Source organism: Pseudoalteromonas sp. APAL1 (genome assembly GCF_021532475.1).
Taxonomy (GTDB): Bacteria; Pseudomonadota; Gammaproteobacteria; order Enterobacterales; family Alteromonadaceae; genus Pseudoalteromonas; species Pseudoalteromonas lipolytica_C.
The window spans coordinates 17213-38329 of sequence record NZ_JAKGAW010000024.1 but is presented as its reverse complement, the minus strand read 5'-3'; the positions used below and the strand labels follow the sequence as shown (position 1 = coordinate 38329).

Annotated in this window: 16 protein-coding genes and 2 pseudogenes; 9 read left to right on the top strand and 9 right to left on the bottom strand. The window is 38.3% G+C overall.

The window, feature by feature from the left end:
- Positions 1–3: 3 nt before the first annotated feature.
- From L1264_RS12795 to L1264_RS12765, 7 genes are all read left to right on the top strand, one after another.
- Positions 4–1815 carry a sugar transferase gene (locus L1264_RS12795; RefSeq protein ID WP_235404081.1) on the top strand — a complete coding sequence of 604 codons (1812 nt, stop codon included), beginning with the start codon at positions 4–6 and terminating at the stop codon, positions 1813–1815.
- Between the two features lie 159 nt (positions 1816–1974).
- A complete protein-coding gene (locus L1264_RS12790; RefSeq protein WP_135924568.1) occupies positions 1975–2295 on the top strand; it encodes an STAS domain-containing protein in 321 nt (106 codons plus the stop codon).
- An 8-nt stretch (positions 2296–2303) separates the two neighbouring features.
- The gene (locus L1264_RS12785; protein ID WP_199526494.1) at positions 2304–3158 is read left to right on the top strand and encodes an OmpA family protein; all 855 of its coding nucleotides are present in this window, start codon (positions 2304–2306) and stop codon (positions 3156–3158) included.
- 4 nt (positions 3159–3162) lie between these two features.
- Positions 3163–5232 (top strand): SLBB domain-containing protein, encoded by a 2070-nt coding sequence (locus L1264_RS12780; protein ID WP_235404079.1) that lies wholly within the window; start codon positions 3163–3165, stop codon positions 5230–5232.
- Positions 5229–5927, top strand: coding sequence for an AAA family ATPase (locus L1264_RS12775; protein ID WP_135924562.1), 699 nt, complete (start codon positions 5229–5231; stop codon positions 5925–5927). The genes L1264_RS12780 and L1264_RS12775 overlap by 4 nt, the downstream gene beginning before the upstream one ends.
- An 8-nt stretch (positions 5928–5935) precedes the next feature.
- The gene (locus tag L1264_RS12770) at positions 5936–7393 is read left to right on the top strand and encodes a SpoIIE family protein phosphatase (protein ID WP_199526496.1); all 1458 of its coding nucleotides are present in this window, start codon (positions 5936–5938) and stop codon (positions 7391–7393) included.
- Positions 7394–7496: 103 nt separating this feature from the next.
- Positions 7497–8945, top strand: coding sequence for a sigma-54-dependent transcriptional regulator (locus L1264_RS12765; RefSeq protein ID WP_138557536.1), 1449 nt, complete (start codon positions 7497–7499; stop codon positions 8943–8945).
- Here the strand turns inward: L1264_RS12765 and L1264_RS12760 are convergent.
- The gene (locus L1264_RS12760; RefSeq protein WP_235404077.1) at positions 8914–9948 is read right to left on the bottom strand and encodes a glycosyltransferase family 4 protein; all 1035 of its coding nucleotides are present in this window, start codon (positions 9946–9948) and stop codon (positions 8914–8916) included. The two genes, L1264_RS12765 and L1264_RS12760, sit on opposite strands and share 32 nt — an antisense overlap.
- A gap of 20 nt (positions 9949–9968) precedes the next feature.
- Between L1264_RS12760 and L1264_RS12755 the strand changes: the two genes are divergently transcribed.
- Complete coding sequence (locus L1264_RS12755; RefSeq protein WP_199526498.1) at positions 9969–10301, top strand: Hpt domain-containing protein; 333 nt, start codon at positions 9969–9971, stop codon at positions 10299–10301.
- On the opposite strand, the gene L1264_RS12750 is transcribed toward L1264_RS12755, so the two are convergent.
- Complete coding sequence (locus L1264_RS12750) at positions 10266–11177, bottom strand: gluconeogenesis factor YvcK family protein (RefSeq protein WP_235404075.1); 912 nt, start codon at positions 11175–11177, stop codon at positions 10266–10268. The two genes, L1264_RS12755 and L1264_RS12750, sit on opposite strands and share 36 nt — an antisense overlap.
- A gap of 169 nt (positions 11178–11346) precedes the next feature.
- Here L1264_RS12750 and L1264_RS12745 point away from each other — a divergent pair, with 169 nt between their 5' ends.
- Positions 11347–13320, top strand: coding sequence for a response regulator (locus L1264_RS12745; protein WP_199526500.1), 1974 nt, complete (start codon positions 11347–11349; stop codon positions 13318–13320).
- Between the two features lie 19 nt (positions 13321–13339).
- On the opposite strand, the gene L1264_RS12740 is transcribed toward L1264_RS12745, so the two are convergent.
- From L1264_RS12740 to L1264_RS12705, 7 genes and pseudogenes are all read right to left on the bottom strand, one after another.
- Positions 13340–14662 (bottom strand): Na+/H+ antiporter family protein, encoded by a 1323-nt coding sequence (locus tag L1264_RS12740; RefSeq protein ID WP_199526501.1) that lies wholly within the window; start codon positions 14660–14662, stop codon positions 13340–13342.
- Positions 14663–14670: 8 nt separating this feature from the next.
- Complete coding sequence (locus L1264_RS12735) at positions 14671–16608, bottom strand: transglutaminase family protein (RefSeq protein ID WP_235404073.1); 1938 nt, start codon at positions 16606–16608, stop codon at positions 14671–14673.
- Positions 16609–16610: 2 nt separating this feature from the next.
- The gene (locus tag L1264_RS12730; protein WP_235404071.1) at positions 16611–17573 is read right to left on the bottom strand and encodes a DUF58 domain-containing protein; all 963 of its coding nucleotides are present in this window, start codon (positions 17571–17573) and stop codon (positions 16611–16613) included.
- Between the two features lie 2 nt (positions 17574–17575).
- A complete protein-coding gene (locus tag L1264_RS12725; RefSeq protein ID WP_199526504.1) occupies positions 17576–18469 on the bottom strand; it encodes an AAA family ATPase in 894 nt (297 codons plus the stop codon).
- 7 nt (positions 18470–18476) lie between these two features.
- The gene (locus L1264_RS12720) at positions 18477–18872 is read right to left on the bottom strand and encodes a response regulator (RefSeq protein ID WP_135924536.1); all 396 of its coding nucleotides are present in this window, start codon (positions 18870–18872) and stop codon (positions 18477–18479) included.
- Positions 18873–19391: 519 nt separating this feature from the next.
- A pseudogene (locus L1264_RS12715) lies at positions 19392–20377 on the bottom strand (DUF3644 domain-containing protein).
- Between the two features lie 332 nt (positions 20378–20709).
- Positions 20710–21072 (bottom strand): annotated as a pseudogene (locus L1264_RS12705) (type I restriction-modification enzyme R subunit C-terminal domain-containing protein); the annotation flags it as partial.
- Positions 21073–21117 lie beyond the last annotated feature (45 nt).

The window sequence follows — 21117 nt, the reverse complement described above, 5'->3', positions numbered from 1 at the left end:
AGTATGACATTTATTACGCTTCTATTTATTACCTTGGTGTGTGTTGTTATATATCACCATATTGGTTACCCAATTTTGTTAAAACTGATTGCCTCAAGAAAGTTAAAACCAACTACACAGCAAGAGTGTGCTGATAAGTATCAACCAAAAATTGCGATGTTAATGTGCGCTTACAATGAACAGCAGCACATTGCTGAGAAGCTCCATAACCTAGCCTCATTAATTTATGATAACAGTCGCTATTCAATCCATGTTTATTTTGATGGCTGTACAGACAACACGATAGAACAGGCAATGCAAGCTCAACAAGTGCTTCATAGCCAAGGAGTACAGTGCTTTTTTCATATTCGCGATGAGAATATGGGAAAAGTACAAGGCTTGAATACCCTGATGGGCATTGCAAAATATCAAAACGATATTCTACTTTTTACCGATGTCAGTGCCTTATTAAGCATTGATGTGCTCGATAAAGTTGTAGAGCATTTTGTTAATCCCTCTATCAGTATTTTAACCGGTGTGTACACATTGGATGACGATGCACCTGAGTCACAAAAGGTTTATTGGCATTACCAAAATCAAATTAAGAAATCAGAATCGAACCTTGGTGCTGTTATTGGTGTCCCTGGTGCTATGTTCGCTATGCGCTCAAGCGATGCGTTTGAACTTGAACAAAACACCATAAATGACGATTTTGTTTTATCGATGAAAGTATTGGGCAAAGGGGGCAAGGCGGTACTCGACGAAGACGTTGTGATATACGAACGTGATTGCGATTCACAAAGCGATGATTACACCCGCCGCGTACGTTTAGGCGCCGGAAATTGGCAACAAATTAAAGCCTTAATGATTTTGTTAAATCCTCGTTTAGGTTGGACTTTTCTTAATTATTTTTCTCATAAAGTTCTGCGTGGTGTAATGCCTATTATTCTAGCCATTATCTATGCCAGCATTTTTTTTGAGGCATTTATTGCACACACATTGTGGGCACAAGCTCTTGCAACAGCTATAGCGTCTTTACACATTACACATATAGTCAAAGCAACTTGCCAAATTACAACACCTATACCTTTGATTGATAAGATGAACTATATATTAAATAGCTACTTCTTAGCATTGTGGGGAATCATTCGCTACGAATTTGGCTACTTTAACAAACCTTGGAAACGGGTTAGGTCAATTCGTAAGGCCTCAACCAAAACGCTAGTTAAAATAATAAAACGCACAATTGATATTGTTGGCGCGCTAGCACTTCTCACGCTTGTATGGCCAATCTGCTTAATAACTGCAGTTGTAATTAAACTTACCTCAAAAGGCCCAGTGATATTTAAACAGTTGAGAGTGGGCGAAAGCTCAGATGAATTTGTGTCGCTTTTTTACGTTTATAAATTTCGCTCTATGGTTGTTGATGCTGAGTCACACTCAGGTGCTGTTTGGGCAAGTAAAGATGATCCAAGAATAACAGCGGTTGGCCGTTTTATGCGTAAAACCCGTATCGACGAGCTTCCGCAACTTTTTAATGTTCTTAAAGGAGAGATGTCTTTAATAGGCCCTCGACCTGAACGCCCAGTTTTCTACGGCAAACTGGAAAAAGATATTCCCTATTTTTGTCAACGTACTTACGGGGTGAAACCGGGTATCTCAGGTCTTGCACAAGTAATGAACGGATACGACGAAACAATAGAAGACGCCAGAAGTAAGATAGGTTGGGATTACGCTTATTCATTGAGTATGTCTTCTCCTGTTGCATGGGCAAAATTAGAATTATCAATTATCCTGCGAACCTTACTTGTTGTTTTCACAGGTAAAGGACAATAACAGGTTCTGCAAATTACGTTGCATAATGCAATTTTTGCTATCAAAAATGTTTGCATTATGCATCAGTCAGCCTTTATTGATATATAAATCAATGCGTTATAAACTGGCACTGTAGTTGTACTGTTAACTATGACTAACCAAATACAAAGGTAGAAGATCATGGCTAACAACACAAAAGTATCTGTAGACAGTAAATACATCACACTCCCAAATGATTTTTCGGGCCTTGCAGTAGACGGCTTTAAAGATCAATTCGAAGAAGTAGCACAAGGTAAACAAACCAACGTTGTACTCGATTTTAGTGAAACAACTTTTATCGACTCATCAGGTATAGGTGCGATGGTCTTTTTATATAAACGCATTGAGAAGAAAGGCCAAAAGCTGTCATTACTTAATGTCTCTGGTCAGCCTCATAAGTTAATGAGTCTGTTAAGAGTAGACAAAACAATCCCTTTCATTGAACAAAATGATATAGCTTGAGGTGAGTTATGAAGCACACACTCTTTATCATAATTTTGCTCACGTTAGGTGGATGTGCTTCTTGGCCTGATGAAGGGCAAGGCGGCTGGGCTGAAAAATATCAGAACTACCCGTTAACCGATGAGCAAAACGAGCTTATTTACGATACACAGGAAACCATTGTACTTAGTGAGTTTGAACATCACGTACTCAAACTTGATTTACTAAAAGCACAAGGTATTCAACAATGTATGCCTGCTCAATTATTAAAAGCACAGATATATGAAAACCGCATTCGTCGACTCATTGCGGCTAAAATGTGGGCTGATGCCGAGCATGATTTACTCGTTCATTACCATGGACTAAATCAACTAACTAAACACTTCGAGACGGTTAATGCTTTGACTAAATGCGGTGCAGCAACAAAAGCAGAAGAGCCAATGAGTGTTTCTCTAAAAGAACAGATCACAGAGCTTTTGAATAGCGATAATCAATTTTCGTTAAACGACTTTCAGGTAACGCCGAAGTATCTCTCACGCTTAGCACAAGCTGCAGATCTAATTAAACAAGTGAAAAATCTTGAGTTATTGCTTGTCGGTCATGCTGATATTAGTGGTCAGCAAATAACAAATTATGAACTGGCTCTTAAACGCGCCGAAACAGTGAAACATTGGCTGGGTGTTTATGGTGTAAACCCTGCAACTATGACCACCCTAACACAAGGAAGTTTATCGCCTTACAGCGAACAACCTGATTCGAGTTTTAAGCGCCATTCAGATAGACGTGTAAACGCAATTATTATCGACAAGGGTGACGAAAAAGCTAATGAGCAACATCCTGCATTATCTAGTTGGACGAAAATCTTAAACGGGCCTAAGGAGTAATACCATGAAACAATTACTTTTATTACTTTGTTTAATTTTTCTCGCAACCTCAGTGGCTGCTGAAGAAATCAAAGTGGGCAATAAGCTTTTCGTCTATTTACCTGGTGAAGCTGATTTTTCTCAACCATTTGAGGTAGATAAAGATGGCTCTATCACACTGCCTGAGCTGGGTCGTTTTAATGTGGCGGGCTTAGAACTTAAAGAAATTGAAGCACAGCTCAAAAAATCACTCAGTGAAGTCTTTGTTGCAATGGATGATTTTTATGTAGAAATACATTCGCGCGATATCTTTATTAATGTAATGGGTTATGTGAATGAACCTTCACAAGTTAGTATTCCAAACGACGGTAACATTCAAATGGTAATAGCCAGAGCTGGGGGCTTAAAACCCGGCGCCCAACTAGACCGCTTACAAATCCGCCGTGCAAATGAAGTTATAGAGTTCAACTATAAAGCGTATCTAGACTCAGGCAACATAGATTTACTTCCCAGCTTACAAAGCGCTGATACTGTATTTGTGCCTGTTTCTCCGCTATTAGGTAATGTACAAATTGATTTTGATGCTCAAACATTAAGTGCTTCTGGCGATGCGAGCGATAACAGTGCGATTACTTTATTGGGTGAAGTGCACAACCCGGGTAGTTTCTCTTTTAAAGAAAATATGAGTGTGCTGGATGCATTAATGCGTGCAGAAGGCGTAACTCGCTATGCTGATGTAACTAAAATTCGCGTCATTGTTGATAAAACCCCAGTGGTATTTGATCTAAAAGCATACTTAGATAAACCAAGCAACGATACCATGCCAGAGCTCAAAGCGGGCTCTACTATCTATGTACCAATTATGGTCGATGATGTGAATACCACATCAAGAACCGTGTACATCATGGGAGAGGTGCAAAAGCCTGGTGCCTATGAAGCCGCAGAAAATACAAGCTTTTTAGATATTCTTGCTAATGCTGGAGGGCCAACACGCTTTGCAGAAACACGCCAGATAAAAATTCTTACTCCCGCAGGTGAAAGCATCTTATTTGATTTACAAGGCTACAGTGAAGGCCTTATCACGGCAAAAGTACCTAACTTAAATCCGGGTGATGTAATTTTTGTACCAGAGAAAACCGATCAAAATGAGAAAAGCTGGTTAAAGGTTCCACCTAAGCGAGCAATTAAAATCATTGGTGCGATCATGTCACCAGGACGCTATGAGTGGAGTCAAGAAATGGATTTTACAGATTTACTCGCCCATGCCGGCGGCCCAACAAAAGGGGCCAATATAAACGACATTAAAATTGTTAGAAATGGCGAAGTGACAAAACGCTTTGATTTAGAGCAATACACAATTAGTGGCGCTAAAAAGCATGCGTTACCGAGTTTACAAGCGGGTGATACCATTATAGTTGAAGAGTTACCTGTTGATCCTGCAGACAACAAATCACAGTGGATCCGCCAAGAGTCTGGAAAATCAATTTATATTATGGGGCAGGTTGGTTCACCTGGTCGATATGCTTTTAATACCAACATGCACTTTATTGATATTTTGGCTGCAGCTGATGGCCCGACCGATAATGCAGACCTACGTAATATTCGTATTACTCATCGTAATGGTAATACGGCTAAAGTTAGCAGGTTAAACCTTGCAATGTATTTTGAAACCGGCGATGAAACATTATTTCCCCATGTTTTACCTGGCGACACCATTTATATCCCAGAAAAAAACAAAGACTGGTTACGTACACCTAAAGAGCAAGTTGTTCGAATCATGGGCGCAGTTGAAAAACCAGGACGCTATAGCTTTGACGATACCATGACAGTGCTTGATGTTTTAGCAGAAGCAGGCGGTCCATCAAGTTCAGCACTCATCGACAAAATCGTGGTTGTGAACCACTCTTGCTGCAAAGAGCAATCAAGAGTATTTGATTTAGAAGAGTTTGTGAAAAACCCTAACTCAGCCTATATACCAGTTCTTCGAGCGGGCGATACACTTTATGTCCCTGATAAAGGGCAAGACTTAATGAGTCAATTTAAATCAAACTTCTTAGATTTTATTACTGTGCTAGCTTTAGTGGTGGGCTTATGAAATTAATTCCTGCGCAATACCAAGAACTAGAAGCTGTGTGTAACGAAATAGATAATGCTAAAGCACGTTGCATTTGTTTTATTTCTTTAACAGGCAACGAAGGGTCAACGTCATTGTGTGCAAGTGTTGCTAGACGTTTAAGTTTACAAGGTTCAAGAGTACTAATTATCGACTTGAACCCTTTAAACCCTTTTAAATTGAATTCGCAAACAAAAGCAGAATCATGGTGTTTTAGTGATATATCTTGTCAGCTTAATATTATTAATACTGATTATGTTGATTTATTAACCATGCAGCACCTAAAAGAGCTGGAATCGGTAAAAAATAAAACAGTACTCAATGATGCGATTGAACGAATAAAGCAAGAGTACGATTTTATTTTTTTAGATATGAGCCCGGCCTTGAAACGTAACCGAGGTAATGTGCCGCTGCATGCATTAAGTCTGTGTACTGAATTAACCTTTTTGACAGTATCACTTGGTTACAACAATGAAGAGGCGCTGTGTCACGGGGTCGCAAATTTAAACAATGCGGGGATAAAAAATATAAAAATTGTTGTTGCTCAACATCAGTTTGCACCGCTTGGTAGTCGTATTTTAAATACACTCAATAAATACCAACAAAAGTGGCCAACACTCACTAATTTTTTAATTAATAAAGTGATCAAACAACGTTGGTTATTTGTTCCTTACTGAGGCCTTGTATGGATTGTTTATATCAAAAATCATTTCAATTAGATTGGCCTATTGTTAGTGAGATCCGCCATATTCTAAAACATGTATTAACAGCTATAAGTGTTAAAAATCAAGATATTGATGCTGCCGGCTTGGTTGCTACTGAGTACCTAACAAACTTGCTACGTCATAGCGAGGAAAGTGATAAAAAGCTGCAGTTTTCAATGTATAAATTACCTAAAAATAAATTGCTTATAGAGTTCACTGATGCAATGCCAAGCTATAATTTGTTTGAGAATCATAGCTCTGATTGGCATCTAGAAAGTGGTGAGTTAGTAGAAGGTGGTATGGGTGTAGCGCTTATTAAGCACTACTTCCCAAATGCTAAGTACACATCAGAGAAGCACAAAAATACCTTTTCATTTCATTTATCAAACATTGATAAACGACCAACACTGATTTATATCGATGATGACAAATCTCAGTTAGCTTTGCTAAATGCTTATCTTTGCAACCACTTTCAGGTAATTTGCTGTGAAGATATAGAGTCAGGTTGGCAAGAGCTACTTACATCGGGCGCAACGATTTTGTTGCTTGACCATAAACTAAAAAATGGCACAAGTGAGCCATTATTAAAAAAATTAAATCAGTCAAATATTAAAACAAATTTATCAGTAGTCATGCTAACCGGAGATGATAGTGATGAACTTATTAAACGGATAAATTTATTAGGGGTTGATGACTACTTAGTAAAACCCGTAACAAAAACTCGATTACTACAAAGTATTGAACGAATTGTTCATCGATTCTCTGCGTTAAAATATTTAATTAACGAAGAGCGAATGCAAACACAGCGTAGTTTAACAGATCATACCGCCTATAATTTTGGCTCGATTATTTCACAAAATGGTGGCGATTTCTGTTTATATCCCCACCAGCCACAAAAACCAGTTATCTTAGGAGATATGATGGGGCATGGCATTACAGCTTTAAAAGAAAGCTTCGCCATCAAAGGTTTTTTGAGTGGCTGTTTGGCCACAGAGATCCCCTTACAAAATGTTCTTAGCACCTTAAACACAGCACTCTGTGAACAACGACTGTGTAAATCGAGTTTAGTGACCTTATTAATAACATTTATAGAAAACAACACATTCCATTGGTTCAATGCCGGTCATCCTGCTCCTTGTGTTATTACTAAAAAAGGGCAGTTAATACAGTTAACTGGAACAGACCCTTTACTTGGTTTAAGTGATGAACATCACTACTCACATTACCAATATGACCTGAGTGATGTTGAGCATATTTTACTATTTACTGATGGCTGGTTAGACAACCAACATTTTAATGAGGTGGGTCAACACATAGCAAATTTAACGGCCGAAGATCTTCACAGTGAACAATTTGCATATAAGCTTTGGCAATCAAGCCAAGTTAAACTATCAGACGAAGTTGATGATGCATCTTTAATTGTCATCAATAAACACTAAATATAGAGTTTACAAAGTCACCAATTAAGCACTAAGCTACTAGTAAGGAACTGTAAAATAATCACTTTATCTCAGCATAAAAACTATAAAAAGGAAGCCAGTAATGCCACCTAAAATACTCATTGTTGAAGATACTGAGTCACTCGCCTTGATGTATCAGTCTTATCTGATTCCAACGGGAGTGAAAACACGCATCGCTTATAACGGTGAGCAAGCAATGTGTGCATTACAAGAATTCGAGCCTGACTTAATAATTTTAGATGTCATGCTACCCGATATAAATGGCTTGGATATTTTATCTTCGTTAGACTCAGACACCGCACCACAAGTTATTGTTCTTACAGGTCATGGCACCAAAGAAATGGCCATTAAAGCCATTAAACTCGGCGCGAGTGACTTTTTAGAAAAACCAATAGAAGCCGATCGTTTTAGGATCACCGTAAATAACGCGCTTAAATTAAAAGACTTAAAGCAAACGGTAAAAAGTTATCAAACTACATACGAAAATGGTAAATATTTTGATTTGATTGGTAGCTCAAGCGTGATGCAGTCAGTTTATCAAATCATAAAATCTGCATCGGCAAGTAAAGCAACCGTGTTCATCACCGGTGAAAGTGGTACTGGTAAAGAGTTGTGTGCACGTGCTGTGCATTTAGCATCACCTCGAGCTAATAAGCCTTTTGTTGCTCTAAACTGTGCAGCTATTCCTAAAGACTTAATTGAAAGCGAAATATTCGGACACTTAAAAGGCGCTTTTACTGGTGCTATAGCAAATCGAGAAGGAGCCGCAGGTCAAGCTGATGGCGGCACGTTATTTCTTGATGAACTTTGTGAGATGGATATCAACTTACAAAGCAAACTACTGCGTTTTATTCAAACGGGATGTTATCAACAAGTAGGCAGTGAAAAAGAAGTAAAAGTGGATGTACGCTTCGTTTGCGCTACCAATCGAGACCCGTTACTAGAAGTACAAGAAGGTCGCTTTCGGGAAGATCTCTATTATCGTTTACACGTTATTCCAATAGCCTTACCGCCACTAAAACAACGGGGCAAAGATGTTATAGAAATTGCTGATGCGTTATTTAAAAAAATAAGTAAAGAAGAAAAGCGTCAATATAAAGGGATGTCTGAAGGCGTAAAAAACTTATTTTTGGGCTACAGTTGGCCTGGTAATGTTCGTCAATTAGAGAACACGATTCGTAATATTATGGTGTTACATGATGAATCATATATCGAAGTGGATATGATCCCCGCATTACCTCAATCCTCTAATCAGAATCAATTAGCATCGTTGCATCAAGTACCGCAACCAGAAGTCATTATTACTGCTGTAGATACAGGCTTGCATACTGAACAGGCTACCATGAATGACACTTTGTTGCCGTTCACTCAAGCAGACATTGAACCATTATGGCTTGTTGAAAAACGTTACATTGAACAAGCTATACAAGCATGTGATAACAACATACCTAAAGCAGCTGCTTTATTAGATGTGAGCCCTTCAACTTTATACCGAAAAATTAAAAGCTGGGAAGAGATGCAAGTAAGCTAGTTCGATAAACTCGGTTAAGTTGCTTGAATTGTTGCTCTCCACCAAACCGTTGCCTGACCAAAGTATGTGCATTAGTAAGCATGTAAGTAATTTGGTCAGGGGTTAAATTGATTAAATTATTTAATTGCTTAGATAGCGCTTGTGCAGAGTTGTCTGCCATTAATAGCCCATTAGTTAAGTGACTCACAATATGAGGTAATTGCCCAACAGGAGAGACAATAACTAATACGCCATGCGACATTGCCTCAAGCACTACCATTGGCAGTCCTTCAGCCCTAGAACAGACCACTAATACATCGAGTTTTTGCCAAATTTCATGTTGCTCGCACATGCCGTGAAAGGATACTGAAGAAAGCTCAAGTTCGTCACGCATAGGTCCATCGCCAAACATATGAAAATTTAAAGAACTAGTGGCAAATTGCTTAGCAACATCTACAAATATATCGGGCCCTTTTTCTATTGAAAGCCGACCAACAAAACCAACATTTAAATTGCTTTTGCATTTAGGTTCTAATGTCGGGTTAGCATTAGGAATAGAAATGAAGTTTTCAAGTACTTCGGCATTGTAAATATCGGCAGCTAATTGATTTGAAACTGCAAAATTTTTAGAAAAGAAGCTTAAAAGCTTATCAAGCTTGTTATATAAAAAGACTTTACCACGGCCAACTTCTCCAGCATGGTAAGTCGAAATGCAAGGGCGGTTTTGCCAGCGGCATACTAACTTACCCATGATACTTGCCTTGTACCCATGGGTGTGCAGTAACGCTGAACGAGGAAACGATTTTAAAATATCGTTTAAACTTTTTAAGCTCCCGCCAGCAAAACCATAGACGATATTTTCTTGCTCTAAGCGATAGTAAAAATCCCGATTATTATGATCTTGATAAAATAGGATTGAACTCTTAATATTGTTTCGTTCTAAAAGCTTATTTAAAGCAATTAGGTGACTTTCGATTCCACCTATCAGGCTTGAATCAACAAATAAAATAACACTGTATTTCATATTCACTCCAAGGTGAGACCATGATAGATAATGCTACATTTTCTCAGTTAAAACAGGATGTTGGTGATGACTTAGCTAAACAGCTTTTGCAAGTCTATATCACTGAATCCAGTCAAATTGTTTCAAGCCTAGCTGATCCAAATAAGCAAACTGACATCGAAATCAATGCGCATAGCTTAAAAAGCAGTAGCCTGAGTTATGGTGCATTAGCTGTCGGAAAACTTGCCGAACAAATTGAAATGAAAGCTAAAGCAGAACAATTCGATGACCAACTTGTTAGCCTAATCAGTACGTTGCAAGATCAATTTACACAGACCTCAACCCACGCGCAGAGCTTGATCAGCGCGAATTAATTGCTCATGCTCAGTCTCTAAACTGAGCGGCATTTTTAAGATTTCCCCAAACACCGTACTTAACTGCTCTATATCGTGTTGTTGATTAGCCGATTTCACCACATCATTAAAATGCGAAACAATTTCACTAAGTGCATCTAAAGAAATACTTAAATCGCAAAAACTATAGCCCAGCATGCCTTCAAGCCAGTCAACAGGTTTCATATCGAGCGATTTAATAACACTGGTTTCTTTAGCGATGTTTTCAATAAACACTCTACATGCAGATGTGTTTTCTACGGCTTTGGCAATATCTTCTACTAACATGGCTGGCATAACACTGGTAATCAGACTGCCTGGGCCAATAATAAGCATATCTGCGTTTTCTATTGCTTGAATAACACCTGGTGCGGCATTTACATTTTGAGAAAGGGTGACGTAATCGGGTAATTCAGCCAGAGAATCAATTTCGCATTCGCCAAATACTTTTAAACCAGAAGGTAACACCGCAAGTAAATCGGTAGGTTCATCTGACATGGGTAAAATAGTTTCAGAGTTTCCTAACATTGCGTTAAACCATGCTACTGCTTGAGTCGCAGAGTTTGTTTGCTGCGTTAAACTTAATAATGCTAAATTACCCAAGCTGTGGCCATCGAGTTCACCGCCATTAAACCGGTGGTGAAATACTTGATGAATAAGTGAGTCATTATCTGCAAGCTGTAAACAACAGCGCCGTATGTCACCCAATGCAACAACATCTTGACTATTTCTTAGCTTGCCAGTGCTACCACCATTATCGGTTGTTGCTACAATCGCAGTTAGCTCTGCACAATGAGGTCTTATAGCACTGAGCATATGAGATAAACCATGGCCACCACCAATGCATACTATTTTCATGATTCTTACCCCTTACTCGTTCAATACTACTTAAAAGCATAGTCTGTACCAAAAGGTTAAGTTTTATAAGGTAATGAAATTTAAATACTTTATTTTCTAGGTTTAGTGTCTACACTAAAAGTGGGGCATTTATTTGCAATATGCGACGCAATATCAACGTGGAAAAGCAATGGCTGAATTAAATTTACAACAGTTACAGAGTGAACTTCGCAAGTTTCACGGTATAAATGACAGTCGAGCGTTGAAAGCGCAGCTTGAACATGTATTAGCGCCGTACTTTACTTTTAACGAACTTTGTTTAATCAATATCGAACATGACAAAGCATCTTTCGAAATGAGAACCACAAAACACCTTGAATTTGATGAACAATTACTAAAGGAAATACTAAAATCCAGTAACGACGAATGGTGTTTTTTTAATACTAACCATGTTTTCCTAAGCTCAGAGCCACTTAATGATGCCTTGATATTTAAAGTCGCCTTGTCTGAAGAAAGCATGCAATGTTTTGTGTTTTTTTCAGTTAAAGAAAGTGACTATTTTTCTAAAAAAGCATCAACAGCGCTCCATGTGCTATTACAGCAAGTAGCATGGCAGTATTCACAATTAACACGTTTAAATAGGCAAAAATTTCATTCGACCTCGTTATTAACTCGCCTTGGAGAGCTGTCAGAATTATTTAGAGACTTTGCCAGTGAATGGTTTTGGCGCACCAATAAAGAAGAGCGGTTTATTAATGTGCTGACCACAGCTAGCCACAGTAATTTATATAAACGTCATTTTTTACATAAAAATTTCGATGCGATAATTACTCAGCAAGAACAAAAACAGCTTAAAAAATGGTCTCACTTTAAGCACCTTTTAGCCGAGCATGCTGAGTTTCTTGATTTTGAGTTTGAAGTTAACTCCTCACCATCGGCATGGGTATCATTTAGTGGCAAGCCACAGTTTGATGCGCAGGGTCAGTTTAGAGGCTACCTCGGAATTGCAAAAGATATCACAGTAAACAAAGACCGTGAGCAAGCTTTGCAATTAGCAAAAGAAAAGGCAGAAGAAGCGAATCTTGCTAAATCTAAATTTTTAACCGTGATGTCACATGAAATACGTACCCCTATGAATGCGATAGTCGGAATGTTAGATTTGCTTGCTGATTCAAAGCTTAGCGACAAACAAAGCCGCTGGCTTGATTATGCTAATTCAAGTGCCGATTTATTACTTGATTTAATTAGTGACGTACTGGATTTTTCTAAAATTGAAAGTGGCTCATTAGATTTAGACATTAAAGCAACCGACATCAATGCCTTGGTGAAGAATATTGCATCACAGTTTTTAGAGATAACACAAGGCACTAACGTTGTTTTTTCTACACAAATCAAAGACGGCTTACCGGATAAAATAAATATTGATAGTGCGCGAGTAGGGCAAATACTTTTTAATATTCTTGATAATGCTTTTAAGTTTACCAAAGTGGGGACAGTTAATTTTGTAGCAGATTACACTGACCAATACCTACACTTTGAAATATCAGATACTGGGCAGGGAATATCTCCTTCGCATATTGATTCAATTTACGATGCCTTTAAACAACATGATTATGGTGTAAACCGGCAGATTGAAGGGGTTGGTCTTGGTTTAAGCATAACAAAGAGCCTTGTTGATCTTATGAAAGGGGATATTAAAGTTGTTAGTGAACAAAATGTAGGTACTAAGTTTACTATTCAGATCCCCTATACGGTTGTCAGTGCTGATACCAAAGTAGTTGACGACGAAAACACATTAGAGCCTATCGCTATTTTGGTAACTGAAGACAATAAGACCAATCAAGTGTTGATTAAAGCTTTCTTAGAAAAGCTTAATCACCATGTCACATTGGCTGATCATGGCCAACAAGCAATTGAAAAGTTACAACAACAACACTTTGATTTAGTTCTTATGGACATGATGATGCCCGTTATGGATGGTATAACCGCAACAAAATACATTCGTGATGAATTAAAGATGACCTTACCCATAGTAGCGTTAACAGCCAATGCTTCGCATCAAGATAAAGCAATCTGTATAGATGCGGGAATGAACAAAGTATTAACTAAACCGATTCGCTTTCATGATTTAAATAGGGCTTTGAGGGTGCTATTTAGTCAGTAACAAAGCCCCGAAGGGCCTTTTACAATACCATAGCTGCAATCCAACCGGCGATCAGCAACGGAATATTAAAATGAATAAATGTCGGTACCACAGAATCCCATATATGGTCATGTTGCCCATCTGCATTTAAACCGGATGTTGGCCCAAGTGTAGAATCTGATGCGGGGGAGCCTGCATCACCTAATGCCCCTGCAGTGCCAACAAGCGCCGCAGTGGCCATTACTGAAAAGTTTAGTTCTAATGCCAACGGTACAAATAAGGTGGCAATAATAGGCACCGTCGAAAATGAGCTACCAATGCCCATCGTTATTAGTAACCCAACAAGTAAAATTAATGCAGCAGCAAGTGGTTTATTCCCTTCCATAAGGCCTGCTGCTGAACTAACAAGGGAGGTGACATCACCTGTTGCTTGCATTACCGAAGCAAACCCTTGTGCAGAAATCATAATAAAGCCAATCATCGCCATCATAGCAACGCCTTTACTAAAAACATCACTATTTTGTTCCCACTTAACAACTCCAAATAAACTGAAAATCATTACACCAACTAGTCCACCTAATATCATCGAATTGCTAACACTTTGAGCTACTAACGAGCAAAGCACAGCTGCAATTCCCACAATAAGTACTTTTTTAGGTTGTTCGATAACAACATTTTGAGGTGTTTCAGTAAGCGGGTGTGGAGCATAGTCACGGCGTTTTTTATAGCTAATAAACACTGCGATTAACAAACCTACAACCATGCCAAGTGCAGGGATGATCATTGCCATGGGCACCTGGGTATTCACAATTTCTAAACCATTATCGGTTAAGTTTTTATGTAAAATTGAATATAGGTATATTCCACCAAAACCATAGGGCAAAACCATGTACGAGGTTGCCAAACCAAAAGTTAAAATGCACGCAATAGCACGCCTATCTAAGCGCAGTTTGTTGAATATCACCAGCAACGGTGGGATCAATATGGGAATAAAGGCAATATGCACTGGGATTAGGTTCTGCGAAGAGATCGCGCAAAGTAAGATAATAACTAAAATAAAATAACTTAGCGTTGTTTCGCCTTTATGGCTGTGCTCATTCACCTGTTTTAACAGGGTTGAAGCAAGTATTCGGGTCAATCCTGATTTTGAAATAGCCACAGCGAATGCCCCTAACATGGCATAGCTTAATGCGATTTCTGCACCACCAGAGAGCCCGTCATTAAATGCATTCAGTGTTTCTGATAGACCAAGCCCGGTAGTTAGACCAGCAACAATCGCACTCAGTGTCATTGCGACAATAACGTTTATTCGGCAAAGTGTTAGTACCAGCATTAAAATAACGCCAATAATTACTGCATTCATGGTTTTCTCTATTTTGCTGTTTTGATGGAGTGTAACAGAAGTCGTACCTGCTTTTTGCGGTTTTGATTAAAAGCCTGTTGCTGATAACGTACTTCGATGAATATTTGTTCAAATTTAGCTAGTTTGCTGGCAACTGTTGGCTTTGAGCGCTTCATCAAAGCGATATTTTGCAAAGGAGTGTTTGTTTCATCGTAGTGAATTTGTTGTTTTTCAGCCCAGCGATAAAGTTGCATCAGTTCAAAAACAAGGGGTTCAGAACTGCGAGGTAAACGCTTGCTGTATAAAAAGTAACTGGTAAAACAAAGTGCGAGAGTTACCATAATTACCAATGGAGTTAACCAAAATGCATTATTACCAAAAAGCGCTTTAAATAAGTTTTGTTGAGATTGCTCGTCAAAAGTTAAAACCCAATTTGTCCACTTGTAATCAAGCTCTTCTAATTTAATACGAAGCCAATTAATCGCTTTTAAGTGACTCCAGCGCTTTAAGCCAAAGTTTAAATTATCATTAAACCGTTCGCTCAACGCTTGAAACTCTGACAATGAACCGTTGAGACGCTCAGGTGCAACAACTTCAGTTGCATCGAAAACATGCCAACGCTCATCGTAAAATACTTCAACCCATGCATGTGCATCATATTGGTAAATATTAAGGGTTTTGCCTTGTCGTTCCGCACCTAAGTAGCCTGATACAACGCGTGCTGGATAACCTGCCGCACGAAACATAAAAGCTGCTGTACTGGCGTAGTGGCCACAAAACCCACTCTTATTTTCAAACACAAACTGATCAATGGTGTTTTTATTAAGCATAGGAGTAGGAGTTAGGGTATAGCTAAATTGTTGCGTATTAAAATAGCCTAATAGAGCATTGAAATACGATTGTGCGGTAGTATTTTTATTGGCTAAATTATTTACAAGCTCACGAGTCTTGGGGTTACTTTCAACGGGAAGTTGTGTATAAAGCCGCTGCTCAAAAGGAGTTAGGCTATAACTTACTTGCGTACTTTGCACAGCATATTTAATATTTTTATTTAGATTGCCTTTACGTTTTAGTAAACCGTTGTATGTGCTTGCCACATTATTATGACTACTCGTGGCAAACCCTAACGCAAAAAGCCAGTTCGATGATGACGGCTCGGCAATAACATTATATTCAACGTTAGGTTCTTCAATATTGACACTACGATTGTCGTTAAATTGTTGAGACTTCAAAATGTCCGATACTAACCATTGCTGACCGTCAAAGGCATCATGAATTAAACTGCGCCAATAATAGGGCGCTTGTAAGGTCGAGTTCGGCTGCTCTTCAACTCTGAACACAAGGTCATCAGACTCTGCAAGCTTGGCAATTGCAAAAGGGTCAACTTGTTCAGATAAGCCAGTTTTTGCAAGCTTTGGCCCCGGAAGTTGCCAAAATGCAGGGAGTTTAGGTAAAAATATAATTAAAAAAACCGATACTGGTAATGCGAGTAAAACTGTTTTAATACTTTGCTTATTGGCAGACTTGAAGCTTTTAGGGCTTGATAAATAACCCAGAACCGCAAAGTTAATGATGTAAAGCAAGCTGACAAGCAGGGTCTCTAAAATGCCTTGATAGAACAAATATACCGTGGAAAGGTTAAAAAATACCAGTAAACATACGGTTTGATAGTGTTTTACAGCTTTAGCTTGCAACAATTTAAAAGTACTAGCGAGTAACATCATAGATACAAACAGTTTAACTGTATCGCTAATCCCTACAGTTACAAACAGTGCAATTAAACACAGTGCCGCAAGGATATTTGCCATCAGTGCAGTGAGTTTTTTATAAAAACGGTCTAACACGAGATTAAAAAAACTTAAGCCGACTAATATGAATAAAAACGAACTAGGGATCTCACTAAATAATAAGCCACTGATTGCTATAAATAGGAATGATAAAACGGCATTAATAAGCGATAAATTCACAACTAATGCTCCGCTAAGGCTTTTAAACAAGCTGTTTGATGGACATCACCAGACGCTTTTGAAATTTTCTTTTTTGGCAAAGTTAATGAAAAAGCGATTTGTTGTTCTGTAAGTTGATTAACTAAAGAACATAGCTGACTTAAGCGATACTCTGTATTACCACTTAGCATATTAAAATTAAGCGCTAACTCTTGAGTCGTATCACTGGTAAATTCTTTGCTCAACAATTGCTGTGTTTTTGCATAGTGTTTCCATGATACTTTATTCAAAGCTGAGCCTTTAATAAAAGGTGTTAATTGATAAAACTCATCAGAACCTGTTCTAGATTGTGCATTATCACCTGCATCGTTCAGCTCTTCATGTAACTCAATATCTAAGTTTTCTGCTGATTTAGGAGTAGGGTAAACATAGATCACATCACTCGGCTGAATATAACTCCACACAGACACTAAACCAAATGGAAAGTGACTTATTATTTTTGCTTTTTCAAGACCGTAAACACCACGTTTAGTACAGTTAAGTGCTATTTCAATGGTTTTTTTGTCCGAGTTATCCAGCGATATAGTCTCTGACTCTGAGCCAGATATCATTAATTTTACTTGTTGGCTACTAGAGGTTGATTGTAACTGATAACGCGCATATGGAGATTTTGGAGCATAACTATTTATAACAAAAAGATACTTAACAGATAAACCGCGCATATTCTTATAACCAGTGAGAATCGAGAACACCAAAATAACTACCATCAAATAGGCCATCGCCAAGATCAGATTGTTTTGATAATTGATGCCCATCACAAAGTTAAGCAGTGCAATGAGTAAAAACTTCATGCCTAATTTAGAAGGTAATACATAAATGTTTTTATGTTGAAGAGAGATCTCATTAACGTTATGTTTATTCTTCAAAAATTTATTGAAAATGGATTGGCCAATTTCAGAAATAATAAAAGCAGGGCGCTTTAACATGCTTATAAGCTTACAGGCACATGAATTAATGCATAGCCACTATCTTGATTGTTCAAACCAAGGCGGTGATCAGTCACACTGCTAAATACAGCTTGAACATCCTCAGGTAACACAAAGTCACGTCCTTCAATATAAGCCCATGATTTCGCTGCACGCGAAATAGCAATACTGGCTCTTGGCGATAAAGGATTAACAAAATGAGAGCTTTGGCGTGTGTAATCAACCAGTTCTAAAATATAATCAACAACCGCGTTACTCAATGTAACTGAAGATATTTCTTTTTGAATAACAGCAAGTTGCTCAGGGGTAATGCGAACTGGTAATTCATCATAATTGCGGTTATTCAAACCTAAAATTAAGCTTTTTTCTGCTTGTTTATCAGGAAAGCCTAAGCTAATACGCATGAAAAAACGATCTAATTGTGACTCAGGTAACGGGTAAGTACCTGATTGATTTACTGGATTTTGTGTTGCGATAACAAAAAATGGAGAAGGCAGGGCATGTTTAACCGAATCAACAGTAACTTGTTTTTCTTCCATGGCTTCAAGTAACGCACTTTGTGTTTTAGGTCCCGCGCGATTTATTTCATCTGCTAACACAACCTGACTAAAAACAGGGCCTTGATGAAAAGAAAACGCATGTTCCTTTGCATCAAAAATATTTGTTCCTAGTATATCTGATGGAAGTAAATCACTGGTGAATTGAATACGTTGGTAAGATAACCCTAAGACTGCCGCAAGTGCATGAGATAATGTGGTTTTTCCCATCCCAGGTAAATCTTCAATTAATAAATGGCCTTCGCTAAACAAACAAGCTAGAGCAAGTTTAATTTGTTGTTGTTTACCAAGAATAACAGTAGATAGGTCATCTATAATAAGATTGATTGTTGAGTTCATAAACTACTTAACTTGCGATGGTTTCCATCATTTCTAGGCGCTTCATGACAGTATCGACTTTTTTGGCATTAAATGGTTTTGCAATAAAACCCTTAGCACCAAGTTCCCAAGTATTTTGCACATTCTCAAGACTATTATGGCCGGAACACATAACAACATGAGTATGTGGGTGATGGTCATTTAAGTATTCAAGGATCTCAGTGCCGTCTGTATTAGGAAGCTCAATATCTAGAAAGATAACATTTGGAGACTTTTCCTCAATAACAGTTTTTGCTGATTCAAAATCTCGGCTTTCTAAAATATCGTCAAAACCCAGACCAGTTAAAATTTGATTTAAATAATCTCTGATATCTTGCATATCATCAATTATCAAAATTGGCTCTAACGGTTTCACAAATTCCATATCGTTTACATCTTATCGTTACATCTCAAGTTGATAGTTTTAATATATGCTATGGAGTAGCTAAGCTCAAGAAACAGCCACGAATTAAATGAATAAGTTGATAAAACACCACTGCAATGTCCGATACCGTCTAGTATTGGACTTAGCATACACAGAGTATAGGTGTGGTTATGTATAGATTCATTACTTCCTATAATTTATATTATGTTAAATAAAGTATTTATCTTTATAAGCAGCCTCATTAGTCGTTGTAATTAGCACTTTAACTCTGGATCGATCCAGTCTTGTGTGTCAAAAATTCACACCACTATTCAACTGGTTACACATACATTAGATTTAAGGAATTTAAATTTTGATATTTTAACGCTGGATCCCTTTGTTGGGATTTGGTTTGAACAATTCTGCCATTTGATGGCTGAAAACTGACATTATTTGTATATGCTAATAACGCGACGCTACGTGAATTAAATTTAAATGCGTGCACCAACGCCTATTTATTTACGTAGCGCGTCATAACTTTCACTTTTTATTACGCCGGTTGTATTTCTCTTTAGCTTCTCTTACAAAGTTTTCGTTTTCTGTAATTCTCTTTCCAAGTTCATCGACCGCACTCATCGAATAAAGGTGTCTGTCTGATACTTTAATGTAATGATGATACTCGTTGTCGTTGGATTTCCATTTCAACTTATGAATACAAGCGTCGATACAGTTGGTGTTCAAAGATGGTTTTGCACCAGCTGTGTACACTAAGCAACGCCCTAGTTTTACGTCATCATACTTTTGCAGCTTCTCTAAAACGCTAGACAGCAATTTGCTTCGTGTAAATGAATGAGACTTTTCAGGGTTTACCGCTTTTTCTACCATCAGTACGTTCTTGAGATTCTCAATGTCTTCTTTCTTGCCATTGGCCTTGGCAAGTATCACCTGTGTTCCATTCTGATCCTGCGTATACATCAAAGACACGTTAATCGGTATGGCAAACGTAATGTCATCCGCTGCTTCGATATCTTGTTCTAATTGGCTAGCTAATTCTAATATTTGATCTGCGGCGGAGCCATAAAGCGACTTTAATAGTGACGCCGGTGGTAGTTGGAAATCTCCAACCAGAGATAACATGCCTGTATGTTGGGAAGAAATAAATGGCACTTCAGCGAATGACTCAAACTCAGCTGAAAAATTTAGTACGCCTGACTGGAATATTCTGGACGCAATCGATTGAATCTCTGGCATTAATAAATGAACAGCTCATCGCGCCAGTCCGCTATAATTTCAATATTGCGGCGAATATTATTCTTCTGCTCATAGATCCTGTCTAAGCACACACGTAACGGTATCGTGCGTTTCAATCCTTTCTTACCATTAACTTTTTCGTATATCTTGTGCTCACCATCTCTCTCAATTAGTTTAGCTTTTAATAATTGTTCCCATGCTGTACAGAACAACATCACAAAGCCATCGAGTTTATTCTCCAATGAGGGTCTGTTATACAACTCTAATGCCAGCATCATATTATCTTTAGACTTTTTAAGTAGAGCCTTGGCTAGATTACTTTTACACTTATGCCCAAGTTCTTGAAAGTGCTTGCTTTGAGATAACCGCTTCTTAAACTCAGTTAGCGTAATACCAACGGTATTTATTGCCTCAAACTTATTAGGGGAAACCTCAACCAAGAATTGTGAAATCTGCCTCTTGTTTAGGTATGTTTTAAACGTATTCGCTTCCCATCCTGTGGCTGCAATTACGTCCTCTCGGCTAAACAGTTTGCCATCCGTTTGTTTTTTCTTCAGAAACTCAAAGAACTTTTGTTGTCGATCATCCTTTTTCCTACCTGCCATCCCTACTCTCCTACCGCTTTAGCTTCGACGTCTTTGATCTTGTAACGTAAGTCCATCACCGTGCCATCATCAAACAAACCAAACACGCCTTCGAAATGAATGTCGGAGAATGGTGGTTTGGCTAACATCGCTGGGCTCATCACGCCGTTTTGGGTGAGATAGTCGATAATGGTGTTAACGAAGCGCAGTTGTTGGCTGTTGAACTTGGTTTCACCTAAGTATTCCGCAAAGGCTTCTTTAGCAGCGCCTCGGTCTAGGCCGACTAGCTCTCTTATAAATACACCGAGTGATTTGTCTGGGTGAATGGTTTTAAGGTACGAATCCATATCACCGATACCGCTGGCTTCAAATAGCTTATTATCTAACTCTTCTAAAAGGCAATCAAAGTTTAGTTATCTTTAGCAATAGAT

Excerpts from the sequence above, each read along its gene's own strand:
- L1264_RS12795 (WP_235404081.1), top strand. The coding sequence starts at position 4 with ATGACATTTATTACGCTTCTATTTATTACCTTGGTGTGTGTTGTTATA.
- L1264_RS12790 (WP_135924568.1), top strand. The coding sequence starts at position 1,975 with ATGGCTAACAACACAAAAGTATCTGTAGACAGTAAATACATCACACTC.
- L1264_RS12785 (WP_199526494.1), top strand. The coding sequence starts at position 2,304 with ATGAAGCACACACTCTTTATCATAATTTTGCTCACGTTAGGTGGATGT.
- L1264_RS12780 (WP_235404079.1), top strand. The coding sequence starts at position 3,163 with ATGAAACAATTACTTTTATTACTTTGTTTAATTTTTCTCGCAACCTCA.
- L1264_RS12775 (WP_135924562.1), top strand. The coding sequence starts at position 5,229 with ATGAAATTAATTCCTGCGCAATACCAAGAACTAGAAGCTGTGTGTAAC.
- L1264_RS12770 (WP_199526496.1), top strand. The coding sequence starts at position 5,936 with ATGGATTGTTTATATCAAAAATCATTTCAATTAGATTGGCCTATTGTT.
- L1264_RS12765 (WP_138557536.1), top strand. The coding sequence starts at position 7,497 with ATGCCACCTAAAATACTCATTGTTGAAGATACTGAGTCACTCGCCTTG.
- L1264_RS12760 (WP_235404077.1), bottom strand. The coding sequence starts at position 9,948 with ATGAAATACAGTGTTATTTTATTTGTTGATTCAAGCCTGATAGGTGGA.
- L1264_RS12755 (WP_199526498.1), top strand. The coding sequence starts at position 9,969 with ATGATAGATAATGCTACATTTTCTCAGTTAAAACAGGATGTTGGTGAT.
- L1264_RS12750 (WP_235404075.1), bottom strand. The coding sequence starts at position 11,177 with ATGAAAATAGTATGCATTGGTGGTGGCCATGGTTTATCTCATATGCTC.
- L1264_RS12745 (WP_199526500.1), top strand. The coding sequence starts at position 11,347 with ATGGCTGAATTAAATTTACAACAGTTACAGAGTGAACTTCGCAAGTTT.
- L1264_RS12740 (WP_199526501.1), bottom strand. The coding sequence starts at position 14,662 with ATGAATGCAGTAATTATTGGCGTTATTTTAATGCTGGTACTAACACTT.
- L1264_RS12730 (WP_235404071.1), bottom strand. The coding sequence starts at position 17,573 with ATGTTAAAGCGCCCTGCTTTTATTATTTCTGAAATTGGCCAATCCATT.
- L1264_RS12725 (WP_199526504.1), bottom strand. The coding sequence starts at position 18,469 with ATGAACTCAACAATCAATCTTATTATAGATGACCTATCTACTGTTATT.
- L1264_RS12720 (WP_135924536.1), bottom strand. The coding sequence starts at position 18,872 with ATGGAATTTGTGAAACCGTTAGAGCCAATTTTGATAATTGATGATATG.